Source organism: Gimesia aquarii (genome assembly GCF_007748175.1).
GTDB lineage: Bacteria > Planctomycetota > Planctomycetia > Planctomycetales > Planctomycetaceae > Gimesia > Gimesia aquarii_A.
The window spans coordinates 77,063-95,016 of the sequence record NZ_CP037422.1; the positions used below are offsets into that span (position 1 = coordinate 77,063).

Genomic DNA, 17,954 nt, shown 5'->3' on the forward strand with positions numbered 1-17,954 from the left:
TCCGTAACGAAAATTTACTCAAATCAGTCGTAAATCAGGTGGTAGACACGGAAGGGGGAGCAACACTAAGATGAGTCAATTCAGGCCATACTATATTCAAATCGAACAGGCAAAACGTAAATGCAAAATGTCACTATTATCGCGACCAGTTTAAATCCCAAATCGAAATCTCAAATTCTTGCGCGTCAAATGGAGTCACATCTTATTGCCGACGGGGTCGAGTGCCAGTTATTTGATCTCCGTGATTTGAATATCGAAATGTGCGGTACGAATGAGAGTTGGGGAAATGAGGACATTGCCAGGATCGCTGAGTCGGTGAAGCAGGCTTCCCACGTTGTATTTGCCGTACCGATCTATTGTTATGACGTGAACTCCGCAGCCAAAAATATCATAGAATTGACGGGCCGTTCGTTCACAAACAAGGTCATCAGCTTCCTCTGTTCTGCAGGCGGCGGCGGTAGCTATATGTCAGTGATGTCATTCGCTAATCACTTGATGCTCGATTTTCGTTCGGTGATTGTCCCTCGTTTTCTGTATACACAGGACTCAGACTGGTCAGAAGAGGGAACGCTCGATGAATCAATCCAGGAGCGGTTTGAATTATTGATCAACGACATGTGGATGATTCAAGTCGACGCGTCACTCGCGGAATGATCTATTTGAAATCATCAGAAGTGGTATAATCCAAAAATTTACGAAACATGATAAGCTGACAGCCATCCATTGACATTCGCTTATATAGAATTGAATACCGAAATGGATTATTGACAGGGTGATAAACCTCTATTTCAGGGAACGAACGTCCAATCTTGCTGGAAATCACGTTGTCGCTGGATGAAAATCTCCATATAGTTATTTGTGGGCTCACCGATGACAAACAGGGATGAGAATTTGTTTCCTGCACAATGGAATTGAAACCGGAGAATTAAAACCGGAAATTTAAAACAGGATTTGCTATGGCCCAGTCAGACACAACTAAGCAGCAAGCTTCCCCCAAAAATGAAAAGGCGCAGCGAGGCTCGTCAGGCCGTATTCTATTTGTCCTGTTTCTCGGTCTGTGTGTGTTGATCTGGTTTGCCCCTCTGATTGTTTCGCGCACCTCACTCAAAAATTCGATTCTGCCGCGAATTCTCAAACACTATCCTGGGGAGATCAGTACGGGAGAAGTCTCTCTAGGCTGGACGCAACCTGCTATCTTTCAAAATGTGGCCTTACAGGATTTTGAAGGTCGGGACATTGCGCGCATTCGTCAAATCAAAACACAGAAAACACTTTGGGATCTTGCCCTGGACCGTAAGCATGTTGGCGAGATTGACATTGAGGGCGTAACCAGTCTGACTTATGTCGACGATCAGGGGATTGCCAATCGTGACTTGCTCACCGCGATTCTGAATAAAGGAACGAAAGAGCATCCCGAAGGTGAACCGGGACAGGAAGGCTCTACATCGTCGGGTAGTCAACAATCAATGAAGCTGCGGCTGACCGATCTGGATCTGATTGTCGTCAAACCAGATTCAGAGGAAGTCCCTTATCTCACAGGGATGCAAGTCACGGTCACCAAACCTGAGCTCCGCACAGAACCGGTTTTGGTAGAAGGAAACTGGGAACAACCGTCTGCCGAAAATGAAGATCTGAAAAATCCTGCAGAGATTGCTTTCATAGTCAGCTTCGTTAACGCGGGTGAGGCTGACCAGTCACGGTCGGGATCATTGAAGTTCAAAACGCGATTCTTTGACCTGAATCATTTAACGCCACTCGTAAGTGCTCTCTCACCAGGAGCAAAGATTAATGGCATCTCAAACTCCAATCTGCAGGTGAAATGGTCGGGAACAAAAGAAGAACCCCGGTTCGCTGTGAAAGGGGATTGGGAAGCGGCTCCTTTGCAATTCAGTGCCCCCGAGTGGATCGGTGATGATGAAATCGATACCGAATACGCCAAAGGAAATATCGACGCGTTAGCGGCAAACGGCGTATTGCATTTTAAAGACGCCCACGCGCATTCTCAGTTAGGGAATCTGACATTAAAAGGCAGTCTGAACTGGGCCGACCTGCAAAACGAAAGCAAGCGAGAGAAACTGGCGGGGTTCCTCAATTCGCGCATGAAGTTCTCTGGCAATCTGGATCTGGCAGAAGCAGCGCGGCAGTTACCACAAACGATCCATTTAAAACCGGGAATGGAGATTACATCGGGAACCATCGACTTTGAAATCTCCAATCACGATCCAGATCAAGCTGAAAAGACAGCGGAAACCATCTGGATGGTCGGACTGAAGACATCCGATTTAACGGGCCGAAATCAGGGACGTGAAATTCGCTGGGAACAGCCGATGTCATTGTTGATGCAGATTGCGAAGGAACCGGAGTCCTATGAAATTCAATCCTTGCGATGTCAGTCAGACTTTTTGAAATTATCCGGAACGGGGAATGGCAATCATCTGGCAATCAATCTGGAAGCGAATCTGGATCAGCTCTCCCGTCATCTGGATCAGTTTTTCGATCTGCAGGCCGTTTCCTTACAAGGAAAAATGAATGGCGAAATCGGGTTTGAGATTAAGGACCAGGCATGGGAAACGCGATCTTATTTAAACTTCGACAATCTGCAGATGGCATTACCAGACCGGCGTGATTGGCGGGAACCCAATCTCAAACTGACCGTAGAGGGAGCGGGTAAGAACGACCCCGAACAAATTCACGTCGATCGTTTCATCGTCACCTTGATTGCTGCTGAAGATGCCTTCCAGGCGAAACTGGAACAGCCTACGACAATCAACAGAAACCGGGAAGCTTCCATTGAAGAACAATTGCTGCCGTTCAAAATTCAATTGAAGGGCAAACTTGCTTCCTGGGCAGATCGTGTACGTCCTTTATCAAAACAAGATCTGCAACTCGGCGGTGAAGTTCAATTTGCCTCTTCAGTTTCGATCAGCGACCAATATATTGTTCACGAAGATACGAACATCAATCTCACAGACGCCCGTATTTATACTCCCACCCTCTGGATTGATGAACCACGGGCCGCAATTACAACCTCGGGTAGCTGGAATCGATTACAACGAACACTCAAGGCATCTCTGTTTTCTTATCGTAGTACGACGATTAATGTGAATGGAAAAGAACTGGAAGTCCAATTACCGAATGCAGAAATCAAAACACCTTCGTTCATGGGCTCCCTTGCGTTTAATGGTAATTTACATCAAATTTCCCAATGGTTTCAAAATCCTGCTGAGCCTGCGGCTCAGAAATATTATGGTGCTCTCACTGGTCAGGCAAATGTGGTCGTCACAGAAGAGGCACGCCTGGCAAACTGGCGCACCACTATCGCCGACTTTGCTATTGAAGCGCCGGTAAAAGAAAATTCAAATCCACAGAAAAAAGTGGTTTTCAGCCAGCGCAATCCGGGTTGGGCCATCAGTTGGCAGGAACCAGAAGTGCGCATTGAAGGCGACACGCTGCAGGATCTGAAATCAGACACACTCACGTTGAATCAGATGTCGGTGCAATCAGAAATGTTAGATCTGGCAGCAAAAGGTGAAATTCGAGAATTCTCGACTCGAAAACAAGTTCGTCTTACAGGTGAAGTTACTTATGACTGGCAAAATTTAACGCCGCTCCTACGCAGCAAATTAGGACCCGATGTCGATATCGTCGGCCGTGAAACTCGACCGTTTACTTTAAACGGGCCTTTGGGAAGTTCTGAATCTGATCAGCTGCAAAATGTTTCTTTCAATGTACGACCGCGGCCTTTACTGCCTGACACACGACCGTTATTTACTCCAACAGACCAGTACAACGATCTGAGAGGGGAAGCCGGTATCGGCTGGGACAAAGCGAATATTCGTGGTCTCACCAGTGGAAAAACCAATATCGAAGCCCGTATTGAAAATGGCCAAATCCGATTTTCACCTCTTAACATGCAAGTGAGTGGTGGACAATTCACGCTGGCTCCCGTGATACGCCTGGATGTCAAACCTGCAGCGCTCGTACTCGAACGAGGAGCCGTCATTCAGAATTTTCAATTCACGCCTGAGATGACTCGCAATTCCCTACGCTTCGTCGCACCGATGCTGGCCAATAGCACGAGCATTCAGGGACAATTTTCCCTGAATCAGGATTTCGCCATCATTCCAATCAACAACCCTTCAGAAGGAGAAGCCAGAGGCACATTCATCGTAAAGTCAGCTCGTGTACGACCAGGTCCACTGCTTGACGAGCTCTCGGAGAAGATCACTCAGATTCTTGCCATTGTCAAACTCAATCGACCTGGAGGTATACTCGCCCCGGATTCGGTACTGGTCCAGGTTGACAATCAAGTGGTTCAGTATCACATGGTTGAAGGTCGCGTTTATCATTCCCCATTCGAAGTTCAGATGAAAGGTGTGACTGTCAAGACGACTGGTTCGGTGGGACTGGATGAATCGCTCGACTTGATTGCCGAAGTTGGATTTACAAATCTGCTTAGAGAAGACAGTGGAAAACCAGTCCTCAAATCGCTTCTCGGTCGCCCTTTACGATTGCCCATTAAAGGGACTTTGAAGAAGCCGAAGATCGATATGCGTCAGGTCGGTAATTATGCCAAACAGATGGGTGTGAATGCGCTCGATGCCGTATTAGGAAGCGGATTTGGACAACAGCTTCAAGGTCTGTTTCCCGAACGAACGCCGGAAGAAATGGAGCGAATTCAAAAAGAACGCGAAGCGCGCAAAAAAGAACGGGATAAACGTCGCGAACTAAAACGACTGGAACGTCTCAAACGCAAACAGGGCTTATGATTCCCTCTGATTCACGAGATATCTGTGCGGAATAACGCTAGCCACCGGTCACAAAAATGATTTACAATACCGGCGGCTAGCGCCGTACCGCTCACGTATTTGGTAGTGAGTTGAATGATGAATGACCCATTCACGTATTTCATTACATGGACTACCTACGGGACATGGCTTCCCGGGGATCAACGTGGATGGAGAAAAACGAGTAAAGGCAATCAACAACCTCAGCCTTTGCTTGAAGAATGGAGTCGAAATCAAATGAACGAACCACCCGTTCTATTGAATCAACTCCAGCGTAACAAAGTAGAAACAGTTTGTTATGAACATGCCCAAATTCGTGGCTGGCTAGTACATGCTATCAATGTACGTTCCAATCATATTCATGTAGTTGTTACTGCTAATTTGGCACCGAAAAAAATTCGTGATCAATTTAAGGCAAATGCAACACGTGTTTTACGTCAACATCCGGACCCTGTAAAAAGTGGAAAAGTATGGACGCGAGGAAGAGACATTCAGATTGTAGATGCAGGAGAGAACAGCCTGGAACGTGTTATAGTCTACATCGATGAACCACAAGACCGAAAAAATCGCGACAAATGAGTGTCAGGTCAGGGTGATTGTCTCGTAAATTTGATAAGCCAGTATCTAAGCGGCACGGCGCTAGCCACTGGTCACAAATATGATTCGCAACACCGGCGGCTAGCGCCATGCCGCTCAAAGAGATGAAAATTTTCTAGAACGATTGCACGTTTCTTTTTTACCGAGTCAGAACTTCGCTCAACTCTCCCATCATTTCTTTCGAGCGGGTATTGACTGTGTGCATGGCTCGATTGACTTTGGATTTTGCCAGTTTTGGTTTGGCGTCGATTTTTAACAGCGCTGTTGTGAATTGTGACGCGGGATCAGCGTCGATATCGAATAACCATTCGGAGATGCCAATGTCGCGAAACATCCAGCGTTTCAGGCCGTGGCGGGGGCTGGCCAGATGCATTGTCGGTGTGCCCATGGCGAGGGCGATGATGCAGGAATGAGGTTCCATCGAGACGACGGCGATGGCCTGGGAATAAACTGAGGCGGCTTCGTCAACATTCCAGAACGGATCGCGGTTGACAACGTATGGCTTCACGTCTTCGGGAAGTTTGTCCAGAATCATCGTTTTTGCATGGATGATTTCTTTATTGACTTCAGGGGCCAGAAGTACTTTCTTACCGCTCTTGCGAACCCAGTCGGTGATGAGTTCACGAAGCTTTTTTGTCCAGAGTTCATTCTGTGCGAGGTCTGCTTTGCTCGGTTTGGTGGGGTTCATCACAGTTCCCTTCTTCGCTCCAATTTTGGGCGTATTGCTGCGGAGAGTGACAGTGATAAATTCTTTGGGTGCCAGGTCGTGGGCTTTGAGGTAGGCGTTGGCTTTTTCATCGTCGCGAACATCAATGCCAAAACAGCCGTCCGGCCCGAACGCAAGCGACGGGGATGTAACACCAATTTTACGAAGGTAATAGAACGATTCCACATCGCGAGTATAAATGGCCGCGGCGCGGGATAGCAGCTTACTCATTTCGTCTTCCTGTTCGGGAGCAAAGCCATCGAAGGATTGACCGTACAGACAGAATGGCTTGTTCGTCGCGGTGCAGGCTTCAATCACATAGGTCGGGGGTTTCCAGAATTGGTTGAAGTGCATGCCGGAATTGTAGAGAAAGAGGTCGCTTTCATCGAAGGCTTTCTGAAATTCCGGATTGTTGGCTTTGCCGCGTGAGTTGAGTCTGCCTTGTACGATTTGCACATTAGGAAAACGTTTCTGGAGCATGGCAGTGACATCGTCTGTTGTCTTATGTAACCAGAGAATGACTTTGACGTCTGGCAAATATGTTTCCAGGTAACGGAGTGTGCCGGGTGTATGCCCGATATCTCCGATGTTGACAGTTTGCCATCCGGAGCGGATCAGAATGGTTTTTTGTTTGGGTTCGGCTGCCTGGGTTGATGAGAACAATAGCAGGAGTGCGAACAGAGTATAAAAGAGACGACGATGGATTGCAGTCAGGTCAAACACGGGAAGGATACTCCAGGTGGGATAGCTTTGGTGAAGAACTTTGAAGTCAGCGTATGTACTTATCATATCTGGTGTGTGGACCTGTGAAAAATCATTCTCACTTTTTTAAGTTTGTTTTTTAGGAGATAAACGCTACCTGATTTGTTGAATTGCGTGTTGCATGTTCATCTCAGCAGACTTAGTTATATGGCATACAATCTCTCTGAGTTTGTATGGAGATTTTTTCATCCCAATTGGGTAATACGGGATCGCAGCGGATGAATATTCTACTACTTTTTTACTTGTTCCAGATTGGCTTACCCCATGATGCGAATCGGCGTAAGCCAGTCAAGCGATCTTCAATTGACTTATGCGCGTTATTGTCTCGAAGATGGTACTTGAGTGACAAGATATGTATTAAAACAATGCAAATCAAAGGTTGAAAAGTAGTGCTCAAGGAGAATCAATGTCAGCAGGGATGTGTGAAATACGGTTTTTTCGCTTGATTTTTATAGTGCAAAAATCAACAGAGGGGCGATGAGTTCAGCTAAGAAAAAAATGCCCTCGCGCGCGCGACGCAGATCTCAGAGTTTTGCGAAGTGCGACAGGCAGTCTAGTTCATTTTATTCATTGATGAGAAAAGTATCCTAATGAAGATGTAGAACTAACTGATGCCATATTTTTTGAGCTTGCTGAAATAAGTACTGCGCGGCATACCCAGCATGCGGGCAGCCTGTGCTTTGTTGCCTCGACATTCTGATAATGCCATTCTCAATTTTTCAGGTTCGGATAGGTTGTCATCGAGCTGGTTTTGACTGCCGGGGAAGGTGATGACTTCCACGTCAGACAAGGGGAGTCGGCGCGTTGTTTCTGATACCACTGGTTTGGTTTCGATGACGCGGGTTGGTAATCGTTTTTTTCCTTCTATTAAATCTGCGGGCAAGTCTTTGAGCGTGATGACTTCTTCTTCAGCAAGAACGACAGCACGCTCGATGACATTTTCCAACTGACGAATATTTCCAGGCCAGTGGGCACGTTCGAGGACTTCAATGGCGTCAGGATCGATGTGAGTGATCCGTTTGCCGATACGATGTGCAGTGCGTTGGAGAAAGTAAAACGCGAGTTCAAAAATATCTTCACGTCGTTCCCTTAAAGGGGGAAGCGTGATACTGATGACGTTGAGACGATAATACAAATCTTCTCTAAACAAGCCTTCGTTAATTCGTTTTTCCAGATTTTGGTGAGTTGCAGTGATGAGACGAACATCTACATGGATCGTTTCCGATCCACCAACTCGTTCGAATGCACGTTCCTGCAAGACACGTAAGAGTTTGACCTGGGTATCGAGTGAAATATCACCAATCTCATCAAGGAATAACGTCCCTCCATGCGCCATTTCAAAGCGACCGATTCGATCTTCGTGTGCGCCGGTAAAAGCACCTTTTTTATGACCGAATAATTCACTTTCTAACAAGCTAGGAGAAAGTGCGGCACAATTGACTCGCACAAGCGGGCTTTCGCGTCTGCCACTATTTTCATGAACGGCTTGTGCCAGGAGTTCCTTACCGGTCCCACTTTCGCCTCGGATGAAAACCGTTGATTCAGAATTAGCCACTTTGCGGACCGTTTCCATGACCGCGCGAATAGCCGGACTGTTGCCTTTAATCAGCCCACGCTGGATATCGTGAGTCGTAGCGCTACGCTCGGAAATCTCTTGTGAATTGGTTAACTCAGACTGCAAGATCGATACGAGCCTGCGTTGATCATCAATCTTTTCGACTTTGATTCTCATTTCTTCATTGAGACGTCGCAGGTCTTGATGGATTTTTGTGCTGTGTAGCGCGATGCTGGTTATCTGCCCCATGGCGTTCAAAAATGTGAGATCTTCAGCAGAGTAGGGGCTACCCGATACTCGTTGGCCCAGCGCTACGAATCCGGCAAATTCTCCATCTAACTCAAGATTGTAAATGAAATCAAATCCCAGCAAACGCAACAAATGTTGCGCTGGAGAGACTTCTTTTAAAAGACCAGTTGCAATGCGCTGGAAAGCGAGTTCGCCTTCCAGAGCTTCCAGCAGTTCAGAATTGCAGGGAACCGTTGAAGGTGCATTTTCGATTTGAAAACCGGTCAGTAATTCGAACTGCGTACGATCGGGGTTGAGTAAATAAATAGCGGCATTTTTTACCTGGAGCACTTCACGACAGGATGTGAGCATTCGATCGGCAATGGATCGTTGATCGCCTAGCCGTCCGACTGCACGATTCATACGTTTTAACGCTTTATCAAGCTGATATTTCTGTCGGAAGAAACGTCGGTCAATGAAACGTTGAATTCGGTCGCGAGACCATAACAACAGAGAAATGGCAAGTAACATCACCAGGAATACAGACACAGCCTGATTTGTACTGGGGGCTCGATTCAATTGTGTGCCTAGAAGTGAACCGAGAGAGATCACAGTGGCGTAGACGATTGAGATACCCGCACTCACCACATAAAACAACATACCCCGGCTGATAATCTGTTCGATCAACATGAGTCGATATCGAATGATTCCCACGACGAAGGCAACCATAAAGGAAACGCTTGCCAGAAACATCGGAATTCCCGCACCGCCCAGAGCAAACTGAGTGCGGTCAAATTCAGCCAGGTAAAGTGAATATCCAACGGGGATTGTTGAGATCAATCCGGCGAGGGCGATCCATTTCAACTGGTTTCGTTCGTAGGCATTCTGGCTTTTGAGATAACCATAAAATAATGCTGCAAGAGTGGCGAGATAATAGAGCCCGGCAATACTGATATAAGCATAAACGGTCCAACGCAGAACATAAACGACTTGAATCACATGTTGCGGATATTCGATGGGAGTCGATTCATTGTCGCCAATATTCGAAGTACTCCACAAATATGTCAGGCATCCTACGAGCAGGAGGGTTGTGGCAACCGGGATTGAGTAAACAGTGCGGAGTAAACCGATAGGGTGCTGTGCTAACCAGGGGATCACGCGAGGATAAGTAATAAAAAAGTGAAGTGTAATCGCAGGGATTAGTACGGCTGCAATTACAAAGGGAACATTGAGAGCCAGAGTTCCCGCGATAATCCACCAGTTGTACCCGCCAATAAAGGCGACAAGTGTGATAGTTCCCATGATAAAAAAGATACGTGTTGTCCGGTCAAAAGGGCGCATCCAAAATGCAAATGCTCCAATTGCCAGGATCACAATTTCCAGCGAAAACCAAAGTAGTGAAATGGCAACATCCGCTGCTGGGATGGATTGGATTTTTATCCAGGCAGATCTGGCCAGCTTCTGTTCAGTACTCCAATACTCAATTTTGATATACCGGCCGCTATCTTGAATTTCGACCATAAATGGAACATCGAGTTCTGAAGGGTCTGAATTGGGTTGCAACTGACCGCCTGGAGGGAGGTCGATGCTCCTTAATTCGTTGAGTGTTTGTGAGAAATCAAGGAATGTCCGAATAGGCTCATTGCCGATTTTGGTAAGAATATCGGTTGCTTTTGGAGCAGGTGCAGAGCCGGTTTTTTCAATTCCCGGAGTTGCTTTGATTTCGATTCCTGCAGGAACGGATTGTCCTGGTCCCGCTTCGACACTATCCAACATGGCTCGCAGACGAAGATCAGGACTGGTGGTTACGAAGCCTAAAACGATCACGCTGTAGATGATGGCCAAAATACCGCATGTGAATAAAACAGCTCGTTCTAGAATCCCTTGTTTATTCATAGCTCTTCATTCCAGAACCGAATTTCGCTGTCTCTAAACGAAATAACGGAAAGTGTTGAACTCCAAAACAGCGCCGATTTTTCGGCGCTGATACGCATTGGCTATCAACAATAGAGCATTTCGGCGCCGAAATTTCAAGTATGAGTATAAAAATCGTCGAAACGGAACACATCCTATATTATCTAAGTTATTAAAAACAAAGACGAATCTGAGAGTTCAACGTTTTATCCAACATATTTGAACAAAAATTTGAAGATATGAGGGCAAGAGCTTAAAACGACAGGGATTGGCACAGAGTATGCTATAAGTCTTTATAGAAAGTGTTATTTCAGTCAAGAAACGGAGTTTACAGGTTCATTCAGAACCGTGATTGTGAATGCTTTCTGAACCCAGCCTGGCCCTTAAAAAGGAATTTGGTCTGGACGGACATTCTCCAGATGGTCCCCCTGATTTGCGAGTTCTGACCCAGCCTGCTTATCAGTTTCTGTGAAGTGCATAAAATAATTTTTTCCGTCCACAATTCACCGCCTTTTTAAGGGCTTTCTTTATGCGCTGAATGATAGCCTTGAGTGACTATTGCTGATTGCAAGTTTTCAACCTGATGGAAATGTCCACTTAAGTTGGATGAGATCATTTTTCTTTAAGGAGGACGAATAGTCTTGAGGTCCCCAAGCTCCATCACTTATTTAACATGGCCAAAGTACAAAGTTGTTTTGTATTCGAACATGATTTTTCCTTCAGTTTGATTTTCCTCAAAAATTTCCTGCAGGCGTTTCATAATCTCTTCATAACCCGCTTCTCCGAGGTTCGGGCAATAGGAAGAAGAGAGTAGACGTCCTTTGAGAGCAGGGAAATCGAAGATTTGGTGATTGGGTAATGTGAGATGCTCAATCGGATGTGGATCAAAGAACTGTTCGAGTTCAGCCAGAGTTATATTCGTGTGATTGATTTGCTGATAATCAGTAGCAAATTCAAGAAGCATCTTTTCGTATGCGATCAGAAAGGGTGTTGTGTCAACAAGCCTTTCGTTCCAGATTAATACGACCCAGCCCTGGGGTTTGAGAATTCGTTGAAATTCCTGTTTTGTTCGATCAGGTTGGAACCAATGAAATGCCTGACCTGCGATGATGAAATCAATAATGTCAGCTGGCAAATGAGTTTGTTCGGCAGTTGCGTCGATGCTATGAAATTGAGGATAGTCTTTTAAAAACGCTTCTGCCGCCGCTCGCATTTCTGCATTTGGTTCCACGCCATAGACGGTATTGTGATGGTCGAGAAAAAGCCTGGTTGAAATTCCGGTACCTGATCCGATGTCTGCAATCAGCGAATTGGGAGATAATCCACATTCTGTTTTTAACAGCTCCAGTACTTGTGGGGGATATCCAGGGCGATATTTGGTGTAATTTTCAACACGGTCAGAAAAGCGGGTTTTCGAATCTTTCATGCCGTTACCCTGAGCGGAGAGAGGGGATGATACAAAATACTTGCGATAGTATAACGCCTGAGTTTTTAATCACACGGAAAATCACTGTGCTCAAAGGCTGGTTGAGCGGACTTTTTTGATTTCAGGTGGTTCTTTATCAAAGGCCCAATAGTTCATGCCGAGATAGCTTTTAGAAATGAGCCATTTTCGATTTGAGGCCGAAGTATCTTGTTTAATCAGTGAGAAGAGGTCGCTCAATACAGCGCGGTTACTGCCATAATAGGAGTGACTCATAAAGCTGGTATCGACTGCAGAGACATCAATCGTTTCAATGCCTTCCATAATAAGCGGTTCACGGGAATCCCCCGCCCTGCGCTCCTGGTTGACTGCCTTAGATGCTACCAGCGCGACATCCCCGGAGCCTGAATAGAGTGTGACACGGTTTGATTGCGCGATAATGGCAGGGGCTAGTTCTTTGAATTCAGAAACACCGACATCAGGAGCAGCTAAGATTACATTTTGAAATGATTTTATTTTTGTAAAGTGTTCTGGTAAACGGTTCAAGGCACGCATCACAACACGGTTTCCCATACTGTGCACCATGAGATTGATTTTTGTTCCCGGAGGTACCGAATTCACTAATGATTCCAAAAAATGAGCCATCGGTTCAACGCTTGCGTTAGCGACCTCTCCGTCGAGTAGATATTTTTCTACCCCTCCCTGTGAAGGCCAACTGTAACAGATAATAGCGCCATTGAAGGGGAGATCATTGGCAATTTGAGCGGCACGCGTGAGAGAACTTGAAAAGTTGACGTTAAATCCGTGGACGAACAGGAAGACATCTTTTTGGGGCGAACGTTCTATCAGCGTGTTTAAATTTTCAAAAAAAGGCGCTTCATTTGCTGGAGTTAATGAAGCGATTTTGACCTGCCCTTCCGGAGCAGGTGCTCCCTGCCATAATGTTTGTATCACCTTGGTTTTCAGGTCACTTTTATTCTTTCGAGATATTTGCACCTGGCCTGCACCGTATGCCAACTCAGTTCCGTATTCATTTGCGTAGCGAGTCATACCCTCAGAATTTGTTTCGGGTGACCGATTTGTAGCATACAGAATTTTCCAGCTCGTAAATTCATCTGTTTTTTCCGCGGCGATTGGATCTTTGAGAGAATCAGCATAGGTTTCTACCAGTTGCTGGGACAAAGCCCCAGTTACTTTTCCGGTGTAGATCAAATCCATTTTGGAGCGCATTGTTTGACAGGAAAAGCAGAGACATGCGCAGAGGCAGAACAATACCAACAGGCTTATCGGGGAAGGTTTCATTGCAAATGTCTTTGAAGAGATGAGATAGGAAAGAGTTGAGAGAGGTGGGAAGGATAGCTTCTTTTCGAAATCAGGTGAACCCCAATGAAGATTGTGGTCAATTGATCACTTTTGTCTTCGGCGACATTAACCGGGACTTTGCTGATTTGCCAAGGCAAACGCAAGATTGATTCCATTAAATAGAGCATGCGTCATAACAATGGAAGCATAGCTCCGACGGTAATAAAAAAGTGTTCCCAGTATGAAAGCTAATGGAAATAAGGGTATGCAATCAGGGAAGCCATGCACAAAACTGAAGATCACTGAACTGATTGAGATGGCAACGATTGGATGTAGAAAATTTTCAAGCCAGCTTTGAAGAATGACGCGATAGATCAATTCCTCAAATAAAGGCGCTACGACAACGGCGGAGATAGAAATCCATGCGATGGTTGAAAATTCCGGGTGTTCTTTCAGCAGGAGCAAGAAGGGATGCATTGTCTCTTCCGTTCGAAATGAATGGGTCACCAGGAGAAGTGACATGACAGGTATCAATAATAGTAGAAACCCGATTGATCCATCGCGAAGCTGGCCCCTTTTATCATTCGCACGAAATCCTAATTTTTGCAGGGAGTGATGGTGGGATACTGCCAGAGTGCATACGATTACCACCCCAAAGAAAAATGTGATCATGCAGGATGCAATTACCGTTTCCAGAGAAATGACGTTCGGTTTGATGCTTGTTGTCTGCCATTGATTCCATTCTCTGGTGATCGAATTGATAAACTGAAAGGAAATCCAGAGAAGTGCAAGCATAACCGGCAATGAGATTTCCAGTTGGCAGCGATCTGGGTTTAACTGAAAAAGGGCCGTCACACTCTTTGCTCTCAAGAGCAGAAACCAGTAGCGCATGCTCAGCAACGTCAGTAGTAAAGTCAACAGGATTAGTGATGTAGGAATCAACCTGAGGAGCCTTAAATAACACAGGAAAAACGGTTAAGGAACCATCGTCGTAATCGGAAACAAGAATTACAAGCCGAATCAGCATTGGTTTTGCCGACTCTGTGGTACTTCGTGTCTTTGGTAGTTATGCTACGTGGTAGATCATTGAGCTTTTGAAACCGCTTTCTAAGGTACGAAATCACAATCGTGGATAATATTCTCGAAGAAATTATTGCCACAAAACAGATAGAAGTCAGTCAGGCAAAAGCGAGACTGCCTTTCGAGCAATTGGCAGAACAATTGACAGATGCGCCCTCCATACGGGATTTTGTGAACTCATTGAAAATACATGCTCCTGTGGGAATGATCGCGGAAGTAAAAAAGGCTTCCCCTTCAGCAGGTTTGATTCGTGACGACTTTCATCCAGTGGACATAGCCCGGATCTATGAGGCATCGGGAGCTGCCTGTATCAGTGTGCTAACAGACGAACATTATTTTCAAGGCCATCTTGATTACTTGAAAGCAGTGCGCAAGGCTGTTTCGATTCCAGTGTTAAGAAAAGATTTTATCATTGAACGTTATCAGATTCTGGAAGCCCGGGTTGCAGGTGCTGACTCTGTTCTCCTGATCGCTGAATGTCTAGATGACAACCAGTTGGAAGATTTGTATGCTTACGCGAAGGAACTGGGGATGTCAGCTTTGGTGGAAATTTATGATCCACAGAATTTGGAACGAGTATTAAAATTGTCTCCTCCGATGTTGGGCATTAATAATCGTAATTTAAAGACGTTCGTCACAACGCTCGACCACTCGATTCAATTAAGTTCTGAAATCCCTCAAAATTGTTTACTTATTAGTGAAAGCGGAATCCAAAACCGGCAGGATGTTCTTCGCCTGCAAAATTCAGGAGTGGGAGGTATCCTGGTCGGAGAAACTCTCATGCGCGCTCCTGATATCGGAGAAAAAGTGAGCGAACTGCTCGGAACCAATGTCTAAATCAACTTCATTTTCAGCAATAAATCAACCTGTCAATAAAGCATAGAAGGATCAGACATGTCAAATACGGAACAACAAGTGGAGCACGTAATGGTCGTTCCCACACTTCTCTTCCATGAAGTTGGTTATTTTCAGGGGTTTAATGGTCAGGTGGATTCTTATCTCAAAACCTTATTCGATCCCACTTACATCAGTTTCAGACCTCGCGATACAGTTGAAGAAGACCCCAGTTTCAAACAGTTAATTCCATACTGTATTTTTCGGCATGAAGGAAAGATCTTTTATTATACGCGTGGTTCCAAAGGAGGCGAACAACGGTTGCATGCTAAACGTTCAATAGGAATTGGCGGGCATATTTCTTCAGAAGACGATGCGAAAGCGGGATCTACTTACCGAGAGGGGATGGAACGCGAGATTGATGAAGAAGTCGTAATGGAAACTGGATATACAGAACAGTGTGTAGGCCTGATTAATGACGATGAAACGGAGGTCGGAAAGGTCCACTTGGGAATAGTTCACATATTTGACCTAGAGTTGCCCAAAGTTCTACCCCGTGAAGAGTCGATTATAAAGACAGGGTTTGACTCACCGGAAAAATTGTTACAAGAGTTAGATCAGTTCGAAACATGGTCTCAGATCTGCCTGAAAGGGTTATTTGAACTATCTTAACTCAACTCGGCAAAAATTGCCGGTAGAGAACGCGAATCTGACTCAACTATGAAATAAACCATTGCAGGGCTGCTTTCTAAAATGCAGTGCAGCCAGTTTGCTCATCTGAAGGAATGTGGGCAGACCGTGCATATACAAATGTAAGAATGAGACTATTAAAGTGACAAAGGAGTGTCTTCAAATGAAAATCACGTTTCGTGGATGGATCGTCATTGGCTGTTTTATGGCCGTGTTATCAGTAATGGCAATTTTGGGAGCCGGAGTGTATGCCCAGCAACCAGTTTCAAAAAAAATGGCGATTACTACCAGCCAGAAAAATCCTGGCCAAATCTCTGAAGCACAGCTGGGCAACCTATTAAAAGCGATGGGTTTAAACACAACTAAGAAGAAAAAACGCTATGACTTTCAGTTCAAAGCGAATCAAAACAAGGAAGAGTGGGAACTCTCAATGTCAGCCGTTCTCAGTGAGAATGGTGAATGGGTTTGGGTGATGGCTTGGCTGGACCCACTTCCCAGAAGTGCAGCCGATGTGCCTCGTACGGCGATGCTGCGTTTGCTGTCTGATAATGACCGCATGGGAAATGGTAAATTTTTCGCTTACATTGCTACAAATCGTCGATTTGTTCTGCAGCGTGTGATTCCCAATCAGAACATGACGACGAAAAAATTTCATGCCATTCTCAGTGATTTGGGGAGCAGTGTTGTTCAATATTACCCACACTGGTCAACCGACAACTGGAAACGTTCCTCGGCTCCCCAGTCTCAAGGCACTGCTCAAAAAAAGTCAGTAGCTCGACCTACTCAGACGGCATCGGGGGCATCTAATTTCACTCCAAAGAAACAAAATTAATGTGAAAGTCTCTAGAGTCACTTAATCCGATTCGGATTTGATTTTGAAGAATCATTAACACTCCTTGTTGCCTCTATGGCGGCAAGGAGTGTTTTATTTACATCATGCCGAAAATCTTACCCGAATGTTATTTTCTATGCTGCTTGCTTGTCCTGTCTGCGACCTGTTAAACTCTCAATTCAGAGCTGCCCTTCGAAAGTGAAAGAGATAGTCTATGCGAGCGATCCGCTTTGAACAGTTTGGAGAACCGGCTGAAGTACTTAAGGTTTGTGAGGTTGAAGAACCAATTCCAACGGATGGAGAAATCCTGGTACGGATGCTGGCTAGCCCTTTGAATCCCTCTGATTTATTAAATATCAGAGGTGGCTACTCAACGAGGCCTAACTTACCGGCTACACCAGGATTTGAAGGTGTCGGAGTAGTAGAGGCAAGTGGAGGTGGTTTGCGCGGTGCCCTCTTAAAAGGCCGGCGGGTAGTCGTGTTGAATCGAAAAACTGGTAACTGGGCTGATAAAATTGCGATATCTAATCAGTTTGTTATTCCTGTTTCTTCAAAATTATCATTGGAAGATTCCGCTACTTTTTTTGTCAATCCAGCTACAGCTTATATTTTAGTGAAGCAAATTCTACGTATACCGAAAAATCAATGGCTGCTTCAAACGGCGGCAGCATCAGCAGTTGGCAAGATGGTCATTCGATTGGGAAATTATTATGGCTTCCAGACCCTCAATGTTGTCAGGCGTCATGATCAGGAGGATCAATTGAAAAAACTGGGAGCCAAACATGTCATTGTTTACAACACAGAACATGATAATGAACGCATATTAATAGATCAAATTCGCAAAACTCTGGGGAGTAGCAGTCTTCAGTTTGCCATTGATCCTATTGGAGGCCCGACGGCTTCATCTATTGTCAAAGTGCTCGGAGACCGGGCGAAATTCATTCTTTATGGTTCTTTGGGAAACGCGCCTTTGGAATTTCTATCGCGGGAATTGATTAGAAATGGTGGGATCATTCAAGGATTCTGGTTGGCCCGTCAAATGGAAACGTTATCTTTACCGGCAAAAATAAAACTGGTTGCCCATCTGACCACATTGATTCAGAAAGGAGTGCTATCAACTGAAATTCGAGAAACATTTCCTCTTGAGCAAATTAATCTGGCAGTGACGGAAGCCGAGAAAACAGGAAAATCTGGAAAGGTATTGCTTTCTATCCGACAAAAGACCTGAGTGAACCTCTTTTTAA

12 protein-coding genes are annotated in these 17,954 nt (G+C 45.4%); 7 read left to right on the forward strand and 5 right to left on the reverse strand.

Going from position 1 to position 17,954, the window contains the following annotated elements:
- Nucleotides 1–120: 120 nt before the first annotated feature.
- The 3 genes from V202x_RS00335 (at nt 121) to V202x_RS00345 (ending at nt 5,366) form a co-directional block, all read left to right on the forward strand.
- A complete protein-coding gene (locus tag V202x_RS00335; protein WP_145170139.1) occupies nt 121–654 on the forward strand; it encodes an NADPH-dependent FMN reductase in 534 nt (177 codons plus the stop codon).
- Nucleotides 655–956: 302 nt separating this feature from the next.
- Nucleotides 957–4,769 (forward strand): hypothetical protein, encoded by a 3,813-nt coding sequence (locus V202x_RS00340; RefSeq protein WP_145170141.1) that lies wholly within the window; start codon nt 957–959, stop codon nt 4,767–4,769.
- A 114-nt stretch (nt 4,770–4,883) separates the two neighbouring features.
- Nucleotides 4,884–5,366, forward strand: a complete 483-nt coding sequence (locus V202x_RS00345; RefSeq protein ID WP_145170143.1) for a transposase — start codon at nt 4,884–4,886, stop codon at nt 5,364–5,366.
- A 157-nt stretch (nt 5,367–5,523) separates the two neighbouring features.
- Here the strand turns inward: V202x_RS00345 and V202x_RS00350 are convergent, their stop codons facing one another.
- The 5 genes from V202x_RS00350 to V202x_RS00370 form a co-directional block, all read right to left on the reverse strand.
- Nucleotides 5,524–6,813: a polysaccharide pyruvyl transferase family protein gene (locus V202x_RS00350; RefSeq protein ID WP_197993142.1), complete on the reverse strand. Its 1,290-nt coding sequence runs from the start codon at nt 6,811–6,813 to the stop codon at nt 5,524–5,526.
- 643 nt (nt 6,814–7,456) lie between these two features.
- Nucleotides 7,457–10,531 (reverse strand): sigma 54-interacting transcriptional regulator, encoded by a 3,075-nt coding sequence (locus tag V202x_RS00355; protein ID WP_145170147.1) that lies wholly within the window; start codon nt 10,529–10,531, stop codon nt 7,457–7,459.
- Between the two features lie 682 nt (nt 10,532–11,213).
- Nucleotides 11,214–11,975, reverse strand: coding sequence for a class I SAM-dependent methyltransferase (locus tag V202x_RS00360; RefSeq protein ID WP_145170149.1), 762 nt, complete (start codon nt 11,973–11,975; stop codon nt 11,214–11,216).
- 90 nt (nt 11,976–12,065) lie between these two features.
- Nucleotides 12,066–13,190, reverse strand: coding sequence for an alpha/beta hydrolase (locus tag V202x_RS00365; RefSeq protein ID WP_197993143.1), 1,125 nt, complete (start codon nt 13,188–13,190; stop codon nt 12,066–12,068).
- A gap of 210 nt (nt 13,191–13,400) precedes the next feature.
- Nucleotides 13,401–14,165: a CPBP family intramembrane glutamic endopeptidase gene (locus V202x_RS00370; RefSeq protein WP_145170153.1), complete on the reverse strand. Its 765-nt coding sequence runs from the start codon at nt 14,163–14,165 to the stop codon at nt 13,401–13,403.
- A gap of 237 nt (nt 14,166–14,402) precedes the next feature.
- Between V202x_RS00370 and trpC the strand changes: the two genes are divergently transcribed.
- The 4 genes from trpC to V202x_RS00390 all read left to right on the forward strand — a co-directional run bounded on the left by trpC (nt 14,403) and on the right by V202x_RS00390 (nt 17,938).
- Nucleotides 14,403–15,191: an indole-3-glycerol phosphate synthase TrpC gene (gene trpC, locus V202x_RS00375; RefSeq protein ID WP_197993144.1), complete on the forward strand. Its 789-nt coding sequence runs from the start codon at nt 14,403–14,405 to the stop codon at nt 15,189–15,191.
- Nucleotides 15,192–15,248: 57 nt separating this feature from the next.
- Entirely contained in the window at nt 15,249–15,860 is a 612-nt protein-coding gene (locus V202x_RS00380; RefSeq protein ID WP_145170157.1) for a phosphoesterase, read from the forward strand.
- Nucleotides 15,861–16,041: 181 nt separating this feature from the next.
- Nucleotides 16,042–16,710, forward strand: a complete 669-nt coding sequence (locus tag V202x_RS00385; protein ID WP_145170159.1) for a type III secretion system chaperone — start codon at nt 16,042–16,044, stop codon at nt 16,708–16,710.
- Nucleotides 16,711–16,924: 214 nt separating this feature from the next.
- The gene (locus tag V202x_RS00390; protein ID WP_145170161.1) at nt 16,925–17,938 is read left to right on the forward strand and encodes a zinc-dependent alcohol dehydrogenase family protein; all 1,014 of its coding nucleotides are present in this window, start codon (nt 16,925–16,927) and stop codon (nt 17,936–17,938) included.
- The last annotated feature ends 16 nt before the right edge of the window (nt 17,939–17,954 follow it).